Origin of the sequence: Skermanella aerolata KACC 11604, assembly GCF_000936425.1 — a bacterium.
GTDB classification, from domain to species: Bacteria; Pseudomonadota; Alphaproteobacteria; order Azospirillales; family Azospirillaceae; genus Skermanella; species Skermanella aerolata.
Window position 1 is genome coordinate 73269 of the sequence record NZ_AVFK01000016.1, and the last position, 16584, is coordinate 89852.

General features: G+C 64.6%; 18 protein-coding genes and 1 tRNA gene. 9 read left to right on the forward strand and 10 right to left on the reverse strand.

What is annotated here, in order from left to right:
- Positions 1–43: 43 nt before the first annotated feature.
- Together N826_RS19480 and N826_RS19485 are read left to right on the forward strand one after the other, a co-directional pair.
- Positions 44–1504, forward strand: a complete 1461-nt coding sequence (locus tag N826_RS19480) for a permease (protein ID WP_044431549.1) — start codon at positions 44–46, stop codon at positions 1502–1504.
- Between the two features lie 51 nt (positions 1505–1555).
- Positions 1556–1834, forward strand: coding sequence for a thioredoxin family protein (locus N826_RS19485; protein ID WP_044431551.1), 279 nt, complete (start codon positions 1556–1558; stop codon positions 1832–1834).
- A gap of 51 nt (positions 1835–1885) precedes the next feature.
- On the opposite strand, the gene N826_RS43170 is transcribed toward N826_RS19485, so the two are convergent.
- Together N826_RS43170 and N826_RS19490 are read right to left on the reverse strand one after the other, a co-directional pair.
- Entirely contained in the window at positions 1886–2038 is a 153-nt protein-coding gene (locus N826_RS43170) for a hypothetical protein (protein ID WP_157599353.1), read from the reverse strand.
- 39 nt (positions 2039–2077) lie between these two features.
- On the reverse strand, positions 2078–3250 hold the full coding sequence (locus tag N826_RS19490) for a sensor histidine kinase (protein ID WP_044431553.1): 1173 nt from the start codon (positions 3248–3250) through the stop codon (positions 2078–2080).
- A 404-nt stretch (positions 3251–3654) separates the two neighbouring features.
- On the opposite strand from N826_RS19490, the gene N826_RS44845 reads away from it, so the two are divergent.
- Complete coding sequence (locus tag N826_RS44845) at positions 3655–4086, forward strand: hypothetical protein (protein WP_044431555.1); 432 nt, start codon at positions 3655–3657, stop codon at positions 4084–4086.
- Between the two features lie 135 nt (positions 4087–4221).
- On the forward strand, positions 4222–4581 hold the full coding sequence (locus tag N826_RS19500; RefSeq protein WP_063772279.1) for an ArsR/SmtB family transcription factor: 360 nt from the start codon (positions 4222–4224) through the stop codon (positions 4579–4581).
- Between the two features lie 66 nt (positions 4582–4647).
- Here the strand turns inward: N826_RS19500 and N826_RS19505 are convergent, their stop codons facing one another.
- Positions 4648–5724 (reverse strand): sensor histidine kinase, encoded by a 1077-nt coding sequence (locus N826_RS19505; RefSeq protein WP_084720911.1) that lies wholly within the window; start codon positions 5722–5724, stop codon positions 4648–4650.
- A 69-nt stretch (positions 5725–5793) separates the two neighbouring features.
- Positions 5794–6108 carry a hypothetical protein gene (locus tag N826_RS19510; protein ID WP_147040895.1) on the reverse strand — a complete coding sequence of 105 codons (315 nt, stop codon included), beginning with the start codon at positions 6106–6108 and terminating at the stop codon, positions 5794–5796.
- A 266-nt stretch (positions 6109–6374) separates the two neighbouring features.
- On the opposite strand from N826_RS19510, the gene N826_RS19515 reads away from it, so the two are divergent.
- From N826_RS19515 to N826_RS19530, 4 genes are all read left to right on the forward strand, one after another.
- The gene (locus N826_RS19515) at positions 6375–6791 is read left to right on the forward strand and encodes a hypothetical protein (RefSeq protein ID WP_044431562.1); all 417 of its coding nucleotides are present in this window, start codon (positions 6375–6377) and stop codon (positions 6789–6791) included.
- 183 nt (positions 6792–6974) lie between these two features.
- Complete coding sequence (locus N826_RS19520) at positions 6975–7463, forward strand: hypothetical protein (protein ID WP_044431564.1); 489 nt, start codon at positions 6975–6977, stop codon at positions 7461–7463.
- A 111-nt stretch (positions 7464–7574) separates the two neighbouring features.
- Positions 7575–7760, forward strand: a complete 186-nt coding sequence (locus N826_RS19525; protein ID WP_044431566.1) for a hypothetical protein — start codon at positions 7575–7577, stop codon at positions 7758–7760.
- Positions 7761–7983: 223 nt separating this feature from the next.
- Positions 7984–8658, forward strand: coding sequence for a Crp/Fnr family transcriptional regulator (locus N826_RS19530; RefSeq protein ID WP_244619663.1), 675 nt, complete (start codon positions 7984–7986; stop codon positions 8656–8658).
- A gap of 48 nt (positions 8659–8706) precedes the next feature.
- Here the strand turns inward: N826_RS19530 and N826_RS19535 are convergent.
- Both N826_RS19535 and N826_RS19540 read right to left on the reverse strand, forming a co-directional pair.
- Positions 8707–8783, reverse strand: a tRNA-Arg gene (locus tag N826_RS19535).
- A 130-nt stretch (positions 8784–8913) separates the two neighbouring features.
- Positions 8914–10518: a gamma-glutamyltransferase family protein gene (locus N826_RS19540; protein ID WP_044431571.1), complete on the reverse strand. Its 1605-nt coding sequence runs from the start codon at positions 10516–10518 to the stop codon at positions 8914–8916.
- 211 nt (positions 10519–10729) lie between these two features.
- Between N826_RS19540 and gpt the strand changes: the two genes are divergently transcribed.
- Positions 10730–11215: a xanthine phosphoribosyltransferase gene (gene gpt, locus N826_RS19545; protein ID WP_044431573.1), complete on the forward strand. Its 486-nt coding sequence runs from the start codon at positions 10730–10732 to the stop codon at positions 11213–11215.
- Between the two features lie 73 nt (positions 11216–11288).
- Here the strand turns inward: gpt and N826_RS19550 are convergent, their stop codons facing one another.
- The 4 genes from N826_RS19550 to N826_RS19565 all read right to left on the reverse strand — a co-directional run bounded on the left by N826_RS19550 (position 11289) and on the right by N826_RS19565 (position 16559).
- Complete coding sequence (locus N826_RS19550) at positions 11289–12977, reverse strand: methyl-accepting chemotaxis protein (RefSeq protein ID WP_044431574.1); 1689 nt, start codon at positions 12975–12977, stop codon at positions 11289–11291.
- 261 nt (positions 12978–13238) lie between these two features.
- Positions 13239–14087 (reverse strand): ABC transporter permease, encoded by an 849-nt coding sequence (locus tag N826_RS19555; RefSeq protein WP_044431577.1) that lies wholly within the window; start codon positions 14085–14087, stop codon positions 13239–13241.
- Positions 14087–15034: an ABC transporter permease gene (locus N826_RS19560; RefSeq protein WP_044431579.1), complete on the reverse strand. Its 948-nt coding sequence runs from the start codon at positions 15032–15034 to the stop codon at positions 14087–14089. Before N826_RS19560 ends, N826_RS19555 begins: the two co-directional genes overlap by 1 nt.
- A 37-nt stretch (positions 15035–15071) precedes the next feature.
- On the reverse strand, positions 15072–16559 hold the full coding sequence (locus N826_RS19565) for an ABC transporter substrate-binding protein (protein ID WP_044431580.1): 1488 nt from the start codon (positions 16557–16559) through the stop codon (positions 15072–15074).
- Positions 16560–16584: the final 25 nt, after the last annotated feature.

The window sequence follows — 16584 nt, forward strand, 5'->3', positions numbered from 1 at the left end:
GCGCCCCGCCGGCAAAGCGGGGGGCAGAGTGGGGGTACGCGCCATGGAAACAGCCGCCCTTCCCGTTGAAATCCTGCGGAGCGGGTTCGGCAGCCTTGCGTCCTATCTGGCCGCCCATGTGCTGCTGTGCCTCGTCCCTGCCTTCTTCATCGCGGGCGGCCTGTCCGCACTGCTGCCGAAGTCGGCGATCACCCGCTTTCTCGGGCGCAGCGCCCCGAAGGCCGTCGCCTACCCGGCCGCCGCCGCCGCGGGGAGCCTGCTGGCCGTTTGTTCGTGCACCATCGTCCCGCTGTTCGCCGGTATCTACCGGAAGGGCGCGGGACTGGGGCCGGCCATCACTTTCCTGTTCTTCGCGCCGGCGGCCAATATCCTGGCGCTGACCTATACCGGCGCCGCCCTGGGCGTCGAGTTCGCCGTAGCGCGGTTCGTGCTCTCGCTGGTTTTCGGCATCGGTATCGGGATGATCATGGCGCTGGTCTTCAGCGCGGACGACCGTGTCCACGCCAAGGAGGCCGATGGCGGCTTCACCGGCGGAGAGCGCCTGCAACCCGCCGCTGTCATCCTGATGCTGCTGATGGTGACGCTGCTCATCGCCGGCACGCTGAAGGTCGGCTTCCTGCTCGACAGCTATGCCAGCGTCACTGTCCCGATCCACGGCATGGACGCGGTCGAGACGGCGCTGCACCGGCTGCTGCCCTTTGATCCCGCGAAGGGTGAGGAGGGCATCGGCGCCCAGGGTGCGATCCTCGTCCTGCTGCTGGGCATTATCGCGGCGGTGGCGCCGCGCGGGCTGGGGCGGGTGGACGAGGGCTTCAACCGCTGGACCTGGGCGGCGCTGGGGCTGGTCGTCCTGACCCTGGCGGTTGCGGCGATGGGCATGCAGCCCCAGGGCGGAGGCGTCACGCTGCACATGACCGGCAGGATGCTCGGCGTCGTGGCGGCGATGGCTGCGATCGCCTGGGTCGCCCACCGCCACATCGACCGGTTCGAGGTGCAGCAATGGCTGTGGGAAAGCTGGCGTTTCGTCCGCCAGATCTTTCCGCTGCTGGTCGTCGGCGTCTTCATGGTGGGCGTGTTGCGGGTGTTCCTCCGGCCGGAGTGGGTGGAGACCATGGCGGGCGCCAACACGGTGCTCGCCAATCTGGTCGGCGTCGTCTTCGGCGTGTTCATGTACTTCCCGACCCTGGTCGAGGTTCCGGTAGCCAGGATGTTCCTCTCGCTCGGCATGCATCCGGGACCGCTGCTGGCCTATCTGATGGCGGACCCCGAACTGAGCCTGCAAAGCATCCTGATCACGGCCAGCATCATAGGACGACCCAAGGCATGGACCTATGTCGGGCTGGTGGCATTGTTCAGCACCGGTGCCGGCCTGACCTTCGGCGCCTGGAAGGATGGAGCCAGCCCTTGGCTGCTTGGCGGAGAACTCGCCTTGTTCCTGCTGGTCCTTGCCGCCGTCCTTTACGTCATCCACCGCCGGACCGGCACGATGGCGAAGGCGGCCTGACCAGCCGGCTCGCTTGCCATCGGCAACCGTTTATCGAAGGAGGATCGAACCATGCACGTCAAAGTCCTGGGACCGGGCTGCGCCCGCTGCAAACGCCTGGAGGAACTGACACGGGAGGCGGCACTGGAAGCCGGCGTCTCCGTCGAGATCGAACACGTCACCGATACCGACCGGATTCTCGACTATCCCATCGTCAGCACGCCGGGCCTCGTCATCGAGGAGAAGGTCAGGATGTCCGGCCGGCTGCCGCGACGGGAAGAGATCGTCGCGTGGCTGAGGGAAACCGCCGGACAGGCAGAAGCGGCCAAGGGTGCCTCCACGACCGGCTAAGCGCGCTCCACTGCTCGATCCGCCAGTTCCGGCGGTCCGACGGGAGCGGCGCTATTCCGAAGGACGGTCCGGGAAATCCTTCCGCTGCCGGTCCTTTCCTTCTTCCCGCTCGCGCTGACGTTGCCACGTGTCGAACTTTTCGGGATGCGTGACGATGTCCACGATGGACGGTTTGTCGGTACGGTCGTCGCTTTGCTTCGGCATGGCTACACCTCCAGGCATTCGGTTACTCCCTTCAACAGTTCAAAGCGGCTTGCTGCCACCGCCCCTAAGGTCGGGAATGTAAAAGACCAAGTGACCGGCGGTACCGGCGTCCCGCTGTTCCAGGGTGAAATCGCCGGATGCCATTTTCGCCAGCACGGGGGTCAGTTCCAGACCGATGCCGTGCCCTCTGACTTGATCGTCCGGCATGCCGATCCCGTCGTCGGCGACCGTCAGGCGCGCTTTGCCCGGCTCGACCCGCTCCAGGGTGACGGTCACCGTCCCCTGGCGCAGGGGGAAGGCGTATTTCAGGCAGTTCGTGACCAGTTCGTTGACGATCAGTCCGACCGCGACGGCTTGGCTGTGATCGACTTCCACGGGGGTAAGGTGCAGGTCCAGCTTGACCGCGTCGTCGTGTTCCAGGCCGTGCATGAGAAAGCGCCGCTTGACGAGTTCGTCGAGATAGGCGGAAAGGTTCACGGCATCGGTGACCCCCGTCACGTAGAGGCGCCGGTAGACCAGCGAGAGCGCTTCGACCCTGTGGCCGACGCTCTCGAGGCGGCGGCGCGTCTCGCTCCGTTTCGCCCTCCTGGCCTCCATCCTGAGCATCGACGTAATGATCGCCAGATCGTTCTGGGTGCGGTGCTGCAATTCACGCAGCAGGATGGAGCGCTCCTCGGCATTGGCGACACGTTCGCGATGCGCTTTGTGGCGGTCCAGGGCCGCGGCCAGCAGGTTGGCATAGTTCTGGAGGAAACTGATATCCGCCTGGGTGAAGGTCCGCTCGGCGAGACTGTCCACCTCCAGCGTTCCGAACGCCTCGCCGGTCGCACCGATCACGACATTGGCCGATACGACGACATCGGCACGGCGCACGACCTCGGATACCTGGAACCTCGTTTCCGTCGGTATGTGCGAGACGATGGGTTCGCCCTCGACCAGGGTATAACCGGCAGCGGACCCATGACCTCCCGGAACCTTCGTGACCCCAGTTGTGGCGATGTCGCGCGGCAGCCCGACAGCCGCCCGGATCAGGAGTTCGTCGCTTTCGGGGATGGTCTGCATGATCTTGGCGATCGGCGTCTGAAGTCCGCGGGCGACCAGTTCGCACGCCCTTTGGAGGATGAGATCCAGGTCGATGCACGACAATGCGAATTGGCCGAACTCGGCGAGCGCATCCTGTTGTTCGGCCCACCCCTGCTGTTGGCTGTGCATGGTAAGTCGAGCCTCCTGAACGAGCGGTTCCCGATGGCTTGCCGAGACCTTGACCCGGCTTTGCCACGACAACTTGCCCGCTGGCCCAACGTTCCCGCCCAAACCGACATCTCCGGGCCTTCTGCCCTTCCATCGTTCGCCGGCGCGGCGCCGGTCCTGCGCCTTTACGGGCGACTGGAAGTCGGGCCGGGAAAGTTCGGATGAAATTTTCCAAGTTCGCAGGCGACTCGTTCGGGCTAGGCGCCTTGAACCAATGTCGGAAGGCCAGTCACTTAATCGCATGGGCCTTTGCTCTCCCTGTCCGGTTATCGCCCCAAGGAGCCGGCGCTGACGCTGCAAGCCGGCGACAAGGCACGGTTCCGCCGCGCACATGTGCGCGGACCGATCGGAAGAAGGAGAAGCCGATGGCTAATCAGAACCAGAACGACAACCGGGCCCAGGGTTCGCGGTCGAGCGGCGGACGGCAGGACAGTGCCGGAATCGACCCCAACAGCGCCTTTCCCGGCAACGCGGCTGGCGTCACCCAGCAGGCTACGACGGAACCGGCGGGCGCCACCGGCGGGAAGCAGGGCGATGGCGCGCCCATGGCGGACATCATCGACAAGGCGAAGGACGAGACCGCTGCGGAATTGCCGGACGCGACGGGCTCCAAGGCCTCCGAGGAGGCTGATCGCACCCCGCGCGCCGCCGGCCACATGAGCACAGGCAATCTTCCTCACGGAGGGGACGATTCACAGCACCGCACCAACGGGTCCATGACACCGATGCCCGCCGAAACGGGCGGCAAGGGGAATGTGGGCGGTACGCCCATCAAGGATGCGGGACCCAACAGGTAACGGGCCGACGGCATCCTGGATGGCTGCGGGACGGCGTGCGAGCGATCCTATGACGCCGTCCCGTGAACCATTTATCGGTCCGGGTGTTGCCGTCCGGCTGTCCAACCCTAGCTACAGTAGATGAACTTGGACTTCATGCAGTTCCATACCGAGCAGGCAAGCTCTTTGCTCCGCGCGATGGGAAACCCGCAACGCCTGCGCATCCTGCTGCTCCTGGCGGAACACGAGCGCTCGGTCATCGAACTGGAGGCGCTGGTCGGCCTCAGCCAGTCAGCGGTGTCGCAGCATCTTGCGCGGTTGCGTCAGATCAAACTGGTCCGTTTCCGGCGCGATGGGCAGATGACGTTCTATGCGCTGGATGGCGACGAGGTCCGGAGCATCCTGATGACGCTCCACCTTCTTTATGGCAGGGACCAAGGCGGGGCCGCAATCGGTCCTTCGATGGTGGCGGGCAGCCCCGTGGGGGGGCCGGTGGAGGCCGATCCGGCGGACTGACCAGACACCTGCACCGGGCAGCCGGCGACCGGGCAAGTGGCGTCCGGCCGGATGCCGTTTCGACAGCTATCGGTTCCGATCGACGGCGACAGTGTGGGACGTGCCGTCCGCAAGCGTCAGCGTGAAGCATGTGCCATGGACATGCGCGACGGAAAGACCTGCGCGGACCCGCTGCACCATCATCGCCACGATATGCATGCCCAGCCCCACGGCCTTGGGGAACTGGACCTCCTTCGCGATCCCCCTGCCGTCATCCGCGACCACGAGTTTCATCCGGCCGTCGGACAGATGTCCGAACTGCACCCAAACCGTCCCTGTTCCCGACCTGTCGAAAGCATGGCGCAGGGCGTTGTCGATGAGTTCTGTGGCGATTAGGCCCAGGGGAAAGGCTAGGTCGGCGGACAGCTCGATGGACTCCGCCTCGACCTCGATCGTGTGCCGAGGCGGAGCGACGTCATGGGCGTCGACGATCTGCTGGCAGATCTCGCCGAGATACCGGTCCATTCTCACCCGTCCCGACCCGTCGCCCGAAGACAGCCGGTCATGGACCCGCGCGACGGCGTGGATACGGGCGACGATGGACTGGAGCGCCTGCCGCACCTGCGGATCTTCGGACCTCCCGGCCTGGACGCGGACAAGACTCATGACGACCTGCAAGCTGTCCCGTACCCGACATCCGATCTCGTGGAACAGATCCTCCTTGCAGCGCAGCAGTTCGTTCCGTTCCGCAAGCGCCTGTTCGAGATGCCGCGTCCGTTCGGCGACCTGCTGTTCAAGCATAGTATTCGACAGGATCAGGGCGGCGTTGGTTTGCTCAAGCTCTTCCGCAGTGATCTGCAACTCCTCCAGGGAGACCTGAAGTTCCTCGTTGACGATGCTGAGCTCACCCTCCAGGCCGGTGACCAGACGGGCCGAAGATTTAGCGGCCGCAACCTGGGCTTCGAGCAGCCGGGCATGGGATTGGGCCAGTAGATGGCGAAGATGTGCGTTTTCGGCCAGCGCCTTGGAATTCTCCATCTGGAGTTGGCGGTTCTCCTGGACCAATGCCTGGATTTCGCCGTCGGCAGTCTCCAGGGCGGCTTGGAGTTGCTCGTATTCCTGCCCATGGATTGAGAACTCGGAACAAGTTTGGTTACTGGCCATATCGAACCTAAGATGTCGGCGCGCCGTTGCGAAGATCAGGATACGGAATTGTTCGGGATACAGGAATTTTCAGGATGGGAGATCGTGTTGACGCACGATCCTCTCGGCATTCTGGAGGACGAGGATGCATTGACCGCGGTTGTCGTCTGCATAGAAACTCTGTGCATTGTCGAGCATCATCTTCACCTGTAGCTTCTGATTGGGCGGCAACCGCTCGGCGTCATTTTGAAGCCCGACCCATGCCGTCGGCTCGCAGGAGCCGATCGACTGAAACCGGCTGGGTGGCTCTTCCCCTGCCGTAAGGCTGCTCTGCCGGCTTTCAGTCTGCTGTGTACAAGCCGCTGTCATGATAAAGGCGGCGGTAAGCGCTGTCAGGTTCTTCATGAGATCCCACTCCGTCTTTACCATTTGCAACAGCCCGGATCGCAGATCCATCCTCCTGTACTGATGATCGACCAGATGCAAAAGTGTAGGTCGTGCCGCGGCGAAGGTCATATGAACGCCGGCGAACAAGTCCTTTCGACAACTCTTTCCAGAGACTGCGCCGTGGAGGGGGCGCTGAGTACCGACATGGGAGCCGAATTAATTCATTAGAGAAACGTGATGGGTTCGATGCTGGGTTGTTGATCCCTGTGTGATGGATCTGACGAATGGCAGCGCGGGAGTCCGGACGGCTGTTCACCGGCGGAGACGGGTTGCCCGCTCGCCGAATCGCCGAATCGCCGAAGGTCCTCCAGAAGAAGGCTGGCGGCAGGCCGTGTCATCGTCGTCTGAGACGGAAGGGGGTCAGTGTGCTGAGGCAATTCTACGTAACCTGCCGGGTCGAGAAATGGTATGTCGATGAAGGGACGGAATCGCATGGTCCGTATCTAAGCCGGCACGACGCCATCGCCGATGCGGTCGAAGCGGCCAAACTGCTGGCCAAGCCGAAAAAACCGATTGAAGTCATCTTGAAGATAAGGGGATCGGAAGCCGAGTTGGTCTGGAGTTCCAGGAAATCCTTCGTTCCCGTACCGCAGTTTTTTGCCGCGGACGACCGGAGGCTGGTCGAGGAGGTCGCCCGGTGACGTTTCCTGTTCCGGGAGGCCAAGCTTCCGGAGCTTTCCGCCACGTCGCAACGCGGGGTGTTCCTTGAACGATCTTCATGACGCCGCCTGGCCTGCCGGATAGACGATGGTTGCAAGGATGTTCGCCAAAGCTTTTCCGGGATCACCCGGTGTCAGGCCATGCCGCGGTCAGGTGTAGATTTCATGCAGCGCTCGATTCCGGACGGTCATGTCCGCGTCAGTGTCAAGTTTGGCAGCCGATGGTTTGCCGCCGATCTTCCGGTTTCCCAGTTGAGGAGCGAGATGGGGCGGTTGACACATGGCCTCAACGGAGCCCGCCATGTCGACCAAGCGCGAGGCTTCGTCACGGCAGCAATGCCGGTGATCGATCTGCTCCGTTCGGCTGCCGCCGGCAAGGATGTCAGGACCGTCTGCCTCGCCGCTTTGTGGGTCGTGTTCCACCGGCCCCCGGATGCTCAGGCGGCGCAGGATTTCTTCCTGGAAATCATCGAGTTCGGCGGTTGTGCATGGGTCGGCGTTTCCGCCGACGAAAGTGGCAGCCTCGCTTCGTTTTCCTATGACTCCTATGACATAGCACCCGCGCATCTGGCCGAGGTCGACACCGGCTTGCAAGCTCGCGAGAGACTGCCTGCCCATGACAACCGTCCCATAACAGCCGTCATTGACGGATAATGCCGAGGGTATTCCCGGCTGTCCGATTATCCGCATATTATGTTCGGAAACGTACAGACCAGTCTGCTCTGACCGTTGCTAGATACCTGCCATCAATAAGGAGAATGCCTGATGGTGGAACTTGGCCCTGAAGCCCGGAATGTCCGGCTTGCAGCACTGATGGAACGTGCCGAAGAAGTTTTCGAACGGTCCCGTCGTCTGGTCGAGGAAGCAAGAAAGACAAGGTCCGAGGCAGAGGCGAAACTTCTGTCATGCGTCGCGGATGATGGAATGAAAGATGTCGATAAAGTTTCGTAAAAGACAGAGGAATGACGAATGGCGTTTGTTTGCCAAATTGCCGCCTTGCGCATAGATTAGAAGTTCCTAATTGAACGCCATTGCCCATCACTACTCCGGCTGTGGGTGACTGAGAGAGACGAGTGCTCCCGCCGAACCGAAGGGGGCACAAGTGTCTCAAATAGACCAGTCCGCCGTCCGTAACCGGCTCCTCGCGTCTCTTCCACCCACCGAATTCGCGCGTTTGGCGGTTTTCCTGACACCAACCGACCTGTCCCTCAGGCAGGTTCTCCTTGAGGCGAATGAGCCGATAGAGACCGCCTACTTCGTCGAAACGGGCATGGTGTCGTATCTGGCCTACCTGAAGGGCGGCGAAGCCATCGAGGTCGGCATCATCGGCTCCGAGGGCATGGTCGGGATGCCGTTGATCCTGGGCGTCGACAGTGGTCCCGCCGGGGCGATCGTCCAGATGCAAGGTACGGCACTGTCGATTGCCCCAGCGGCTCTGAGACAGGTTTTCGGCGAGAGCGACACGTTGCGCTTCCAGCTGCTGCGCTACATGCAAGCGCTTTACACTCAAGTCTCGCAAACTGCGGTGTGCAACGGCCATCACTCGATCGAGGAGCGTCTGGCCCGCTGGATGCTCATGGCGCACGACCGCGCCGGACGCGATCAGTTTCCGATGACCCACGAGTTCATGGCGATGATGCTGGGCGTCCGCCGGTCCGGCGTAACGGTCACTGCCGGCACCCTGAAGCAGGCCGGCTTGATCGCCTACGGGAACGGCCAGATGGCCATACTTGACCGTTCAGGCATGGAGGCTACCGCGTGCGAATGCTACGGCACTGTTCAGCATCATTTTGAGCAGTTGTTCGGGGATGATGCGGTGAAAAGTGCGCAACCGAAATGCCGCTTCTGAGAAAGCGGAGGGATCGTTTAGTACCAACTCATTTCAACAGGGGGAAAGTGGCGCGCCCGAAGAGATTCGAACTCCTAGCCTTCTGATCCGTAGTCAGATGCTCTATCCAGTTGAGCTACGGGCGCTTGCCATCTTCTCGACCGCTTCTTGCGAAGCGTTGAACCGTGCGGTTCGTCGTGGGCCGGAAACTAGCCAATGAGTTTGACCTGCGCAACCCCATTCTGAAAGTTTTTTTGCAAAGCGTTTCCAGCAGCTTCAGAAGGCGGCTACCGCGCCGTCGGAGCGGCAGTCCGATGCCCCCTGGATCGTGCCGTCCGGGTGCAGCACCAGGGCGCCGGCATGGCCCATCATGTCGTTGAAGGGGGTGACCACCTCGACATCGTGGCCGGCGGCGCGCAGGGCCTCGATCACGTCGTCGCCTATGCGGCTTTCGATCTTCAGGTTAGTGGTGCCGGCGCCCCAGGTGCGGCCCAGCAGCCAGCGGGGCGCCGTCACCGCCGTCTGAAGCTCCTGACCCAGCAGGCCGTAGCGGCTGAAGACGGCGGCCTGGGTCTGCGGCTGGCCTTCGCCGCCCATCGTGCCATAGGGCATGACGCGCCCGTCGTCGAACCGGGCCAGTGCCGGGTTCAGCGTGTGGAACGGGCGCATGCCGGGGGCCAGCGCGTTGACGGCTTTCTCGTCCAGCGAGAAGCTGCTGCCCCGGTTCTGCCACAGGACGCCGGTATCGCCCGCGACCACGCCGGAGCCGAACTCCCAATAGACGCTTTGGATGAAGCTGACCGCGCGGCCGGCGCCGTCGATCGCTCCCATCCAGATCGTGTCCGCCGGCGGACCGGACTGCGGCCAGGGCAAGGCGCGGGCAGGATCGATCTTCGCCGCGAGGTCGGCCAGGGCCGCGCCGGTCAGGAACCCGCGCGGGTCCACTGTCATCCGGGCCGGGTCGGTGACGTAGCGGTCGCGCACCAGGAAGGCGCGCTTGGTCGCTTCGACCAGCCCGTGGATATGGGCGAAACCGTCGGCCTCCGTGATGCCCTGCCGGTCGGCAAGCCGGTCGAACAACCCCAGGATCATCAGCGACGCCAACCCTTGGGTCGGCGGCGTCATGTTGTAGAGCTCGGCGTTCCGCAGCCGGACGCTCAGCGGTTCGACCCGTCGGGCGTGGTGCGCTTCCAGGTCGCCGAGCGCCACGGGGCTGCCCGCCCGCTGCAAACCCTCCGCCAGTGCCCGCGCCAGTTCGCCCCGGTAGAAGTCCTCCGTGCCGGCCGTCCCGATCCGTTCCAGCGTCGATGCCAGATCGGTCTGGCGGAACAGGCTGCCGGGGGCGGGCGTCTTGCCGTCCGGCAGGAAGATCCGGGCGAAGCCCGGGACGCCTTCCAGCTCGCTCCGCTTCTCCGCCGTGAAGCGCGACTGGCTGCCGGTCGCGGATGCGCCGTCGCGGGCGTAGTGGACCGCGTCTTCCAGCAGGCGCGACAGCGGCAGCTTCCGGCCGCTCCAGCCCTTTGCCGCGTCGAGCGCCGCTCCCCAGCCGGAAACCGTCCCCGCCACTGTATTGGCCGCCAGCGGACCCCGGCTCGGGATGACCGCATGGCCCTGGGTCCTGTACATATCGGACGTGGCGGCCGCCGCCGCGGCTCCGCAGGCGTCGATCCCGATCGGCGGCCGTCCCGGTTCGGCGATCAGCCAGAAGCCGTCGCCGCCGATCCCGTTCATGTGGGGATAGACCACCGCGATGGCCGCCGCCGCCGCGACCATGGCCTCAACAGCGTTGCCGCCTTCCCGCAGGACCGACAGACCGGCCTGCGCCGCGAGGTGATGGGGAGCCACGACCATGCCACGGCGGGATGAGGGTGTATTCAGCATGTCAGTTGTTCCGGTTGCGGGGCCGAACCCTGTCGCCAGCCCCCATCAGGTGACGATAACGCCTGGGACGGTAACGCTTAGAATGAGAAGGCTTTTCGCGCAATCCTTCAACGCCGCATACGGAGAAACGAGCACCCGATTGCCGCGCGACATCTGGTAAGTTATAAGCCGCCGATCCATTGTGGTGTGCAGTCGTGTGTGGAGAAGGGCCGTGCCGGAAAAAGACAACGCCAAGCATTTCCCAGTATCGTGGGAAGAGTTGCATCGTCATGCCAAGGCGCTGGCCTGGCGCATGGCCGAGAAGGGGCCGTGGCAGGGCATCGTCGCGGTCACCCGGGGCGGCCTCGTCCCGGCCGCGATCATCGCGCGCGAACTGGATATCCGGCTGATCGACACGGTCTGCATCTCCAGCTACGACCACCAAAACCAGCGCGAGGCCCGCGTCCTCAAGGGCTTCGACGGCGACGGCGAGGGCTGGCTGATCATCGACGATCTCGTCGATACCGGCAAGACCGCGACCGTCCTGCGGAAGATGATCCCCAAGGCCCACTTCGCGACGATCTACGCCAAGCCCGCCGGGCGTCCCCTGGTCGATACCTTCATCACGGAAGTCAGCCAGGACACCTGGATCTACTTCCCCTGGGACGTCGAGCTTCAGTTCACCCAGCCGATCGCCCAGCAGCGCAACGGCAAATGACGGCTGAAAGGATATCGGCCGGCGGGAGCACCCCGCCGGCCGATATCCTTTCGCTTCGGACCGATGCCGGGACTCAGGCGCTCTTGATCCTGGTGATGAAGTCGTCGACCTCGCGCCGCAGCATCTCGGCCTGACGCGTCAGGCCGCCCGCCGACTCCAGGACACGGGCGGCGGTGCGGCCCGTCTCCCCGGCGGCGCCGTTGACCCCGATGACATTGGCGCTGACCTCGTCGGTACCGCGCGCCGCTTCCTGGATGCTCCGGGCGATCTCCCGGGTCGCCATGTCCTGCTGCTCGACCGACGTGGTGATCTCGGAAACGATGCCGTCGATCCGCGTGATCGTGCCGCCGATCTTCTGGATGGCGCCGACAGCGCCGGTGGTGGCGTTCTGGATGCCGGTGATCTGGCCGGAGATTTCCTCGGTGGCGCGGGCCGTCTGGTTCGCGAGGTTCTTGACCTCCGACGCCACGATGGCGAAGCCCTTGCCGGCCTCGCCGGCGCGCGCCGCCTCGATCGTGGCGTTCAGCGCCAGCAGGTTGGTCTGCCCGGCGATGTCGTTGATCAGGTTGACGACCTCGCCGATCTTCTCCGCCGCCACCGCAAGGCTGGTCACGCTCTCGTTGGTCCGTTCGACCTCGGCCACGGCCAGCGTCGCGACGCGGGACGACTCGGCGACCTGCCGGCCGATCTCGCTGATCGAACTGGCCAGTTCCTCCGCCGCCGACGCCACGGTCTGCACGTTCACCCGCGCTTCGTCGGAGGCCGCCGCCGCCGCACCCGACTGGCGCGAGGTTTCCTCCGCGATGGCCGACATCGAGGAAGACGAATCCCGCATCTCGACCGCCTGGGCCGATACCGCCTCCACCACCTTGTCGATCCCGACGCCGAAGTCGTGGGTCAGGCGTTCCAGATTCAGCCGCCGCCTTTCCCGCGCCTCCTCGTCGGCCCGGCGCTGCTGTTCCAGCGAAGCCGCACGCTCCATGTTGTCCCGGAACACGCCGATGGTCCGGGCCATTTCGCCGATCTCGTCGCCCCGGTCCAGGCCCTTGACGGTAACGCCGAAATTCCCTTCGGCCAGCCGCAGCATGGTGCTGGTGATGTCGCCGATCGGACGCGTGACCGTCATGCGGACCATGATGAAGGCAAAGGCGGCGGCGATGCCGACACCCAGTACGGTCAGCGCCACGAGCGTCGTCAGCATCGTCCCGTAGAAGTCCTGAAGCTCCGCCGAGCCCGTCGTGATCAGGTCGGCATTCTGGGCAGAGATACCCTGCAGTTCCTTGTTCAAGGCCTGCCGGTTGGTGCGGTTGGCGTCGTTGTCGCCCCATTCGCGGGCTGCCGGCGCTCCTTCCGTCTTGCCGAGCTCGACCAGCTTCGTGCGGAACGCGATGAACTCCGCCGTGCGCTGTTCCAGGCGCTGAAACTGTTCCGAGTTGCCGGACAGGACCAGAGGGCGCCATTGGGCGAGCAGAGCATCCATGCGCTTCAGGTTTTCCAGCAGCGGCTTGCCGAACTGCTCCACCCTTTCCTTGTTTTCGGCCATGTAGACGCCGCGCGAATCCATGACGATCGCATTGACGAGCCCGTTCATCTTCTCACCCAGCAAGGCGCGGGTGGATGCGGCGGTCATGGCTTCGACATGGGTATCGTAGGTGCGCATGGCGGTAATGCCGGCCGTTCCGACCAGTCCGGCTATGATCCCGAGGAAGCCTACCAGCAGATAAATCTTCGTCGAGATCTTCAGTTTGTGAAGCCACTTCATAGGCCACCCTCCTTCACCTGCTTTTCTTGGCGCATCGGACAAAAAGTTGTTCGGACTTGGTTTTTGTTCTTACAAACAACAAACCGATGCACCCGCGAAGTGACAGTATTCGGCTAAATCTTTAAGGAACTACAAAGGAATTCAAATACTTCTGAAAGTAAAAAGCTGAATTTTAGCCCTATGAGATATTATTATTTGTGGTGATATTATGCCTTTTTGCATATGAAATTTTGGCGCGGCCGAGTTCGCTCGCCGCCGCTTTCAAGACGAGCGATGACGGACACCAGCCCTCAGCCTTGGGTCCAGCAGGTCGCGCAGGCCGTCGCCCAGCAGGTTCAGCCCCAGCACGGACAGCGCGATGGTCAGGCCGGGGAAGATGGCAAGGGTCGGCCGCAGCAGCATGAAGGTCTGCGCTTCGTTCAGCATCTTGCCCCAGCTGGGCGCCGGCGGCTGGATGCCCAGGCCCAGGTAGCTCAATCCCGCCTCCGCCAGGATCGCCACCGCGAAGGAGATCGTGGCCTGGACGATCAGGGTGCCGGAGATGTTAGGCAGAACATGGACCAGCGTCACGGCTGCCGGCCCACGCCCCAGCGCCGCCGCAGCGCGGACGAATTCCCGCGCGGCCACCTGACGGGCAGCTCCGCGCGTGACCCTCGCGAACACCGCGACGTTGAAGATGCCGATGGCGAGGATGGCGTTGACCGCTCCCGGCCCCAGCAGAGCGGTGATCAGGATCGCCGACAGGACAGCCGGGAAGGCGAAGGTCAGGTCGGTCAGCCGTCCCACCGTCTCGTCGGTCCAGCCGCCGAACGATGTTGCCGCCAGCCCAAGGGGCACTCCCACCGCCATCCCGGTTCCCACGGCGACCGCTCCCACGGCCAGCGAGTTGCGGGCGCCGGTCATGATCATCGACAGGATGTCGCGTCCGAAATGGTCGGTGCCCAGCCAGTGCGCGGCGCTCGGCGGCTGAAGCCGGATCGCGATCCGCATCGCCTCGGGCGGGTAGGGGGTCCAGACCAGTGAGACCAGCGCCATGCCGGCCAGCAGCAGCGTCAGCACGGCGCCGGCGATCAGGTTGACGGGGAGGGGGCGACGACCGGGCCGGCGCATCAGGACGCCGCCTTCGGCCGGGGGTCGATCAGGGCATAGAGGACATCGACGATCAGGTTCACCGCCACGACCATCGCCGCCAGCGCCATGACGGCATCCTTCACCACGATCAGGTCGCGCTGGCTGATCGCCTGGAACAGCAGTTTGCCAAGACCCGGCAGGAAGAAGACGTTCTCGACCACGATGGCCCCGCCCAGCAGGAAGGCGAACTGAAGGCCGACGATGGTGGTGATCGGGATCAGGGCGTTGCGCAGCACGTGCCGCCGCATCACGGCGCTCCGGCTCAGGCCCTTGGCGCGGGCGGTGCGCACATAGTCCTCTCCCAGGATGTCCAGCACGGCCGACCGCGTCACCCGCGCCAGGATGGCGGCTTCGGTCAGGCCCAGCGTCAGGGCGGGTAGGGTAAGCGATTTCAGCGCCGGGCCGATCCCGGCCGACCAGCCGGGGAAGCCCCCCGCGTCGAACCAGCCGAGGCCGATCGAGAACCACAGCACCAGCAGGATGCCGAACCAGAAATTGGGAACGGCGACACCCAGCTGGCTGAAGGCCATGACGCCGTAATCGGCCGGGCGGCCACGCCTCGACGCCGCCAGCAGGCCCAGCGGCAGGGCCGTCGCCATGGAAACCAGCATCGCCAGCCCGGTCAGCGGAGCGGTCACCGCCAGCCTGTCCCGGATCAGCTCCGCCACCGGGACGCCATAGGTGTGGCTGGTGCCGAGATCGCCCGTCAGCAGGCCACCGGTCCAGGCGAGGTAGCGGACCGGAGCCGGCTGGTCCAGGCCCATCCGGGCACGCAGCGCCGCCAGCGTGTCGGGCCGCGCATCGACCCCCAGCATCAGCAGGGCAGGATCGCCGGGCAGCACTTCCAGCACCACGAACACGACGACCGACGCCAGCCACAAGGTCAGCCCCAGGGTCAGCAGGCGCCGGCCAAGGAAAGCGGTCATGCCGGCCCCGGAGACGCTCCGGCCGGGATGGGCAGGCTCACTTCCACGAAACCGCCGTCACGTCGTTTGCGGGGACGGGGCTGTTCTCCCACAACCCGGTCAGGCCGGCGCGCCAGACGCCTGCCTTGGGAAGTTGGAACAAGAAGACGTTGACGCCGTCCTCCGCGATCACCTGCTGCGCATCGCCGTACAGCACCGCCCGCCGCTCCGGCTCGACCGTGCGGCTCAGCTCGTCCATCACGGCGGCGAAGCGGTCGCTGTGATAGTTGAAGTAGTAATCGGATCGGTTGTAGATGTCGATGTCCAGCGGCTCGACATGGGAGATGATCGTCATGTCGTAGTCGCGGCCCTTGAACACCTGCTCTAGCCACGGCGCCCATTCCATCGGCTCGATCCGCAGGCGAACACCGACTTCGGCAAGCTGGGCGGCGATGATCTCGCCGCCGCGCCGGGCATAGACCGGCGGCGGCAGCCGGATCACGGCGTCGAAGCCATTGGGGTAGCCGGCCTGGGCCAGCAGGTCCTTCGCCCTGGCCGGATCATGGGGATAGAGCCCGGTCAGATCGACGTAGCCGGCGCGATGCGGCGCGAAATGGCTGCCGATCGGCGTGCCGTAGCCGAACAGCGCGCCGTCGATGACGTCCTGGCGGTTGACCGCATGGGCCAGCGCCCGGCGGATACGGACATCGCTGAACGGCTTCCGGCCATTGTTCAGCGCCAGTACGGTCTCGCCCTCGGTCGTTCCGACCTTCACGACGAAGGTCTTGTCCGCCTCCAGGATGGGCAGGGATTCGGTCGCACCCAGGTTGGGGAAGGCGTCCACGTCGCCCGACCTGACGGCATTGAGCTGCGCCGCCGGGTCGCTGATGAAGCGGAACACCACCTCCTTCAGTTTCGGCGTGCCCGGATCGCGGAAATCCGGATTGCGCATCAGCACGACGCGGTCGCCCGACACCCAGCGGTCGAACTTGAACGGCCCGGTGCCGACCGGGCGCTGCTTGTTGGTCTCCGCCGACTCCGGTGCCACGATGGCGGCGTCGTTCGAGCCCATGTTGAACAGGAACTGGCCGTCCGGCCGAGCCAAAGTGACCTTGACCGTCAGCGGATCGGGCGTCTCGACCGTCTTGATCGCCGCGAAATAGCCTTTCTGGGCATTGACCGACCCATCGCCGCGCGCCCGGTCCAGCGCGAACCTGACGTCGGCGGCATCGAACGCCGTGCCGTCGTGGTACTTGACGCCGCCGCGCAGGTGGAACGTATAGGTCAGGCCGTCGCCGGAAACCTCCCACCGCTCCGCCAGTCCGGGGACCACGTCGCCGCGCTCGTCGATCCGGGTCAGGCTTTCGAACAGGTTGGCGTAGGTCACCTCGTCGATCGCCGCCGCGGCACCCGCCGTCGGATCCAGGTGCGGCGGCTCCAGTTGCATGCCGATCACGATGCGGCCTCGGTCCTGAGCGGCTGCCTCGCCGGGAGCCATGGCCGTCGCCACGATGCCGGCCGCCAGAAGCACGGAAAGGAATTTCATGCGGCGCGTCTCCACTGGCCATTTT

Bases quoted from the DNA above. Each gene is read 5' to 3' on its own strand.
- N826_RS19480 (WP_044431549.1), top strand. From the start codon at position 44: ATGGAAACAGCCGCCCTTCCCGTTGAAATCCTGCGGAGCGGGTTCGGC.
- N826_RS19485 (WP_044431551.1), top strand. From the start codon at position 1,556: ATGCACGTCAAAGTCCTGGGACCGGGCTGCGCCCGCTGCAAACGCCTG.
- N826_RS43170 (WP_157599353.1), bottom strand. From the start codon at position 2,038: ATGCCGAAGCAAAGCGACGACCGTACCGACAAACCGTCCATCGTGGAC.
- N826_RS19490 (WP_044431553.1), bottom strand. From the start codon at position 3,250: ATGCACAGCCAACAGCAGGGGTGGGCCGAACAACAGGATGCGCTCGCC.
- N826_RS44845 (WP_044431555.1), top strand. From the start codon at position 3,655: ATGGCTAATCAGAACCAGAACGACAACCGGGCCCAGGGTTCGCGGTCG.
- N826_RS19500 (WP_063772279.1), top strand. From the start codon at position 4,222: ATGCAGTTCCATACCGAGCAGGCAAGCTCTTTGCTCCGCGCGATGGGA.
- N826_RS19505 (WP_084720911.1), bottom strand. From the start codon at position 5,724: ATGGCCAGTAACCAAACTTGTTCCGAGTTCTCAATCCATGGGCAGGAA.
- N826_RS19510 (WP_147040895.1), bottom strand. From the start codon at position 6,108: ATGAAGAACCTGACAGCGCTTACCGCCGCCTTTATCATGACAGCGGCT.
- N826_RS19515 (WP_044431562.1), top strand. From the start codon at position 6,375: ATGGCAGCGCGGGAGTCCGGACGGCTGTTCACCGGCGGAGACGGGTTG.
- N826_RS19520 (WP_044431564.1), top strand. From the start codon at position 6,975: ATGCAGCGCTCGATTCCGGACGGTCATGTCCGCGTCAGTGTCAAGTTT.
- N826_RS19525 (WP_044431566.1), top strand. From the start codon at position 7,575: ATGGTGGAACTTGGCCCTGAAGCCCGGAATGTCCGGCTTGCAGCACTG.
- N826_RS19540 (WP_044431571.1), bottom strand. From the start codon at position 10,518: ATGCTGAATACACCCTCATCCCGCCGTGGCATGGTCGTGGCTCCCCAT.
- N826_RS19550 (WP_044431574.1), bottom strand. From the start codon at position 12,977: ATGAAGTGGCTTCACAAACTGAAGATCTCGACGAAGATTTATCTGCTG.
- N826_RS19555 (WP_044431577.1), bottom strand. From the start codon at position 14,087: ATGCGCCGGCCCGGTCGTCGCCCCCTCCCCGTCAACCTGATCGCCGGC.
- N826_RS19560 (WP_044431579.1), bottom strand. From the start codon at position 15,034: ATGACCGCTTTCCTTGGCCGGCGCCTGCTGACCCTGGGGCTGACCTTG.
- N826_RS19565 (WP_044431580.1), bottom strand. From the start codon at position 16,559: ATGAAATTCCTTTCCGTGCTTCTGGCGGCCGGCATCGTGGCGACGGCC.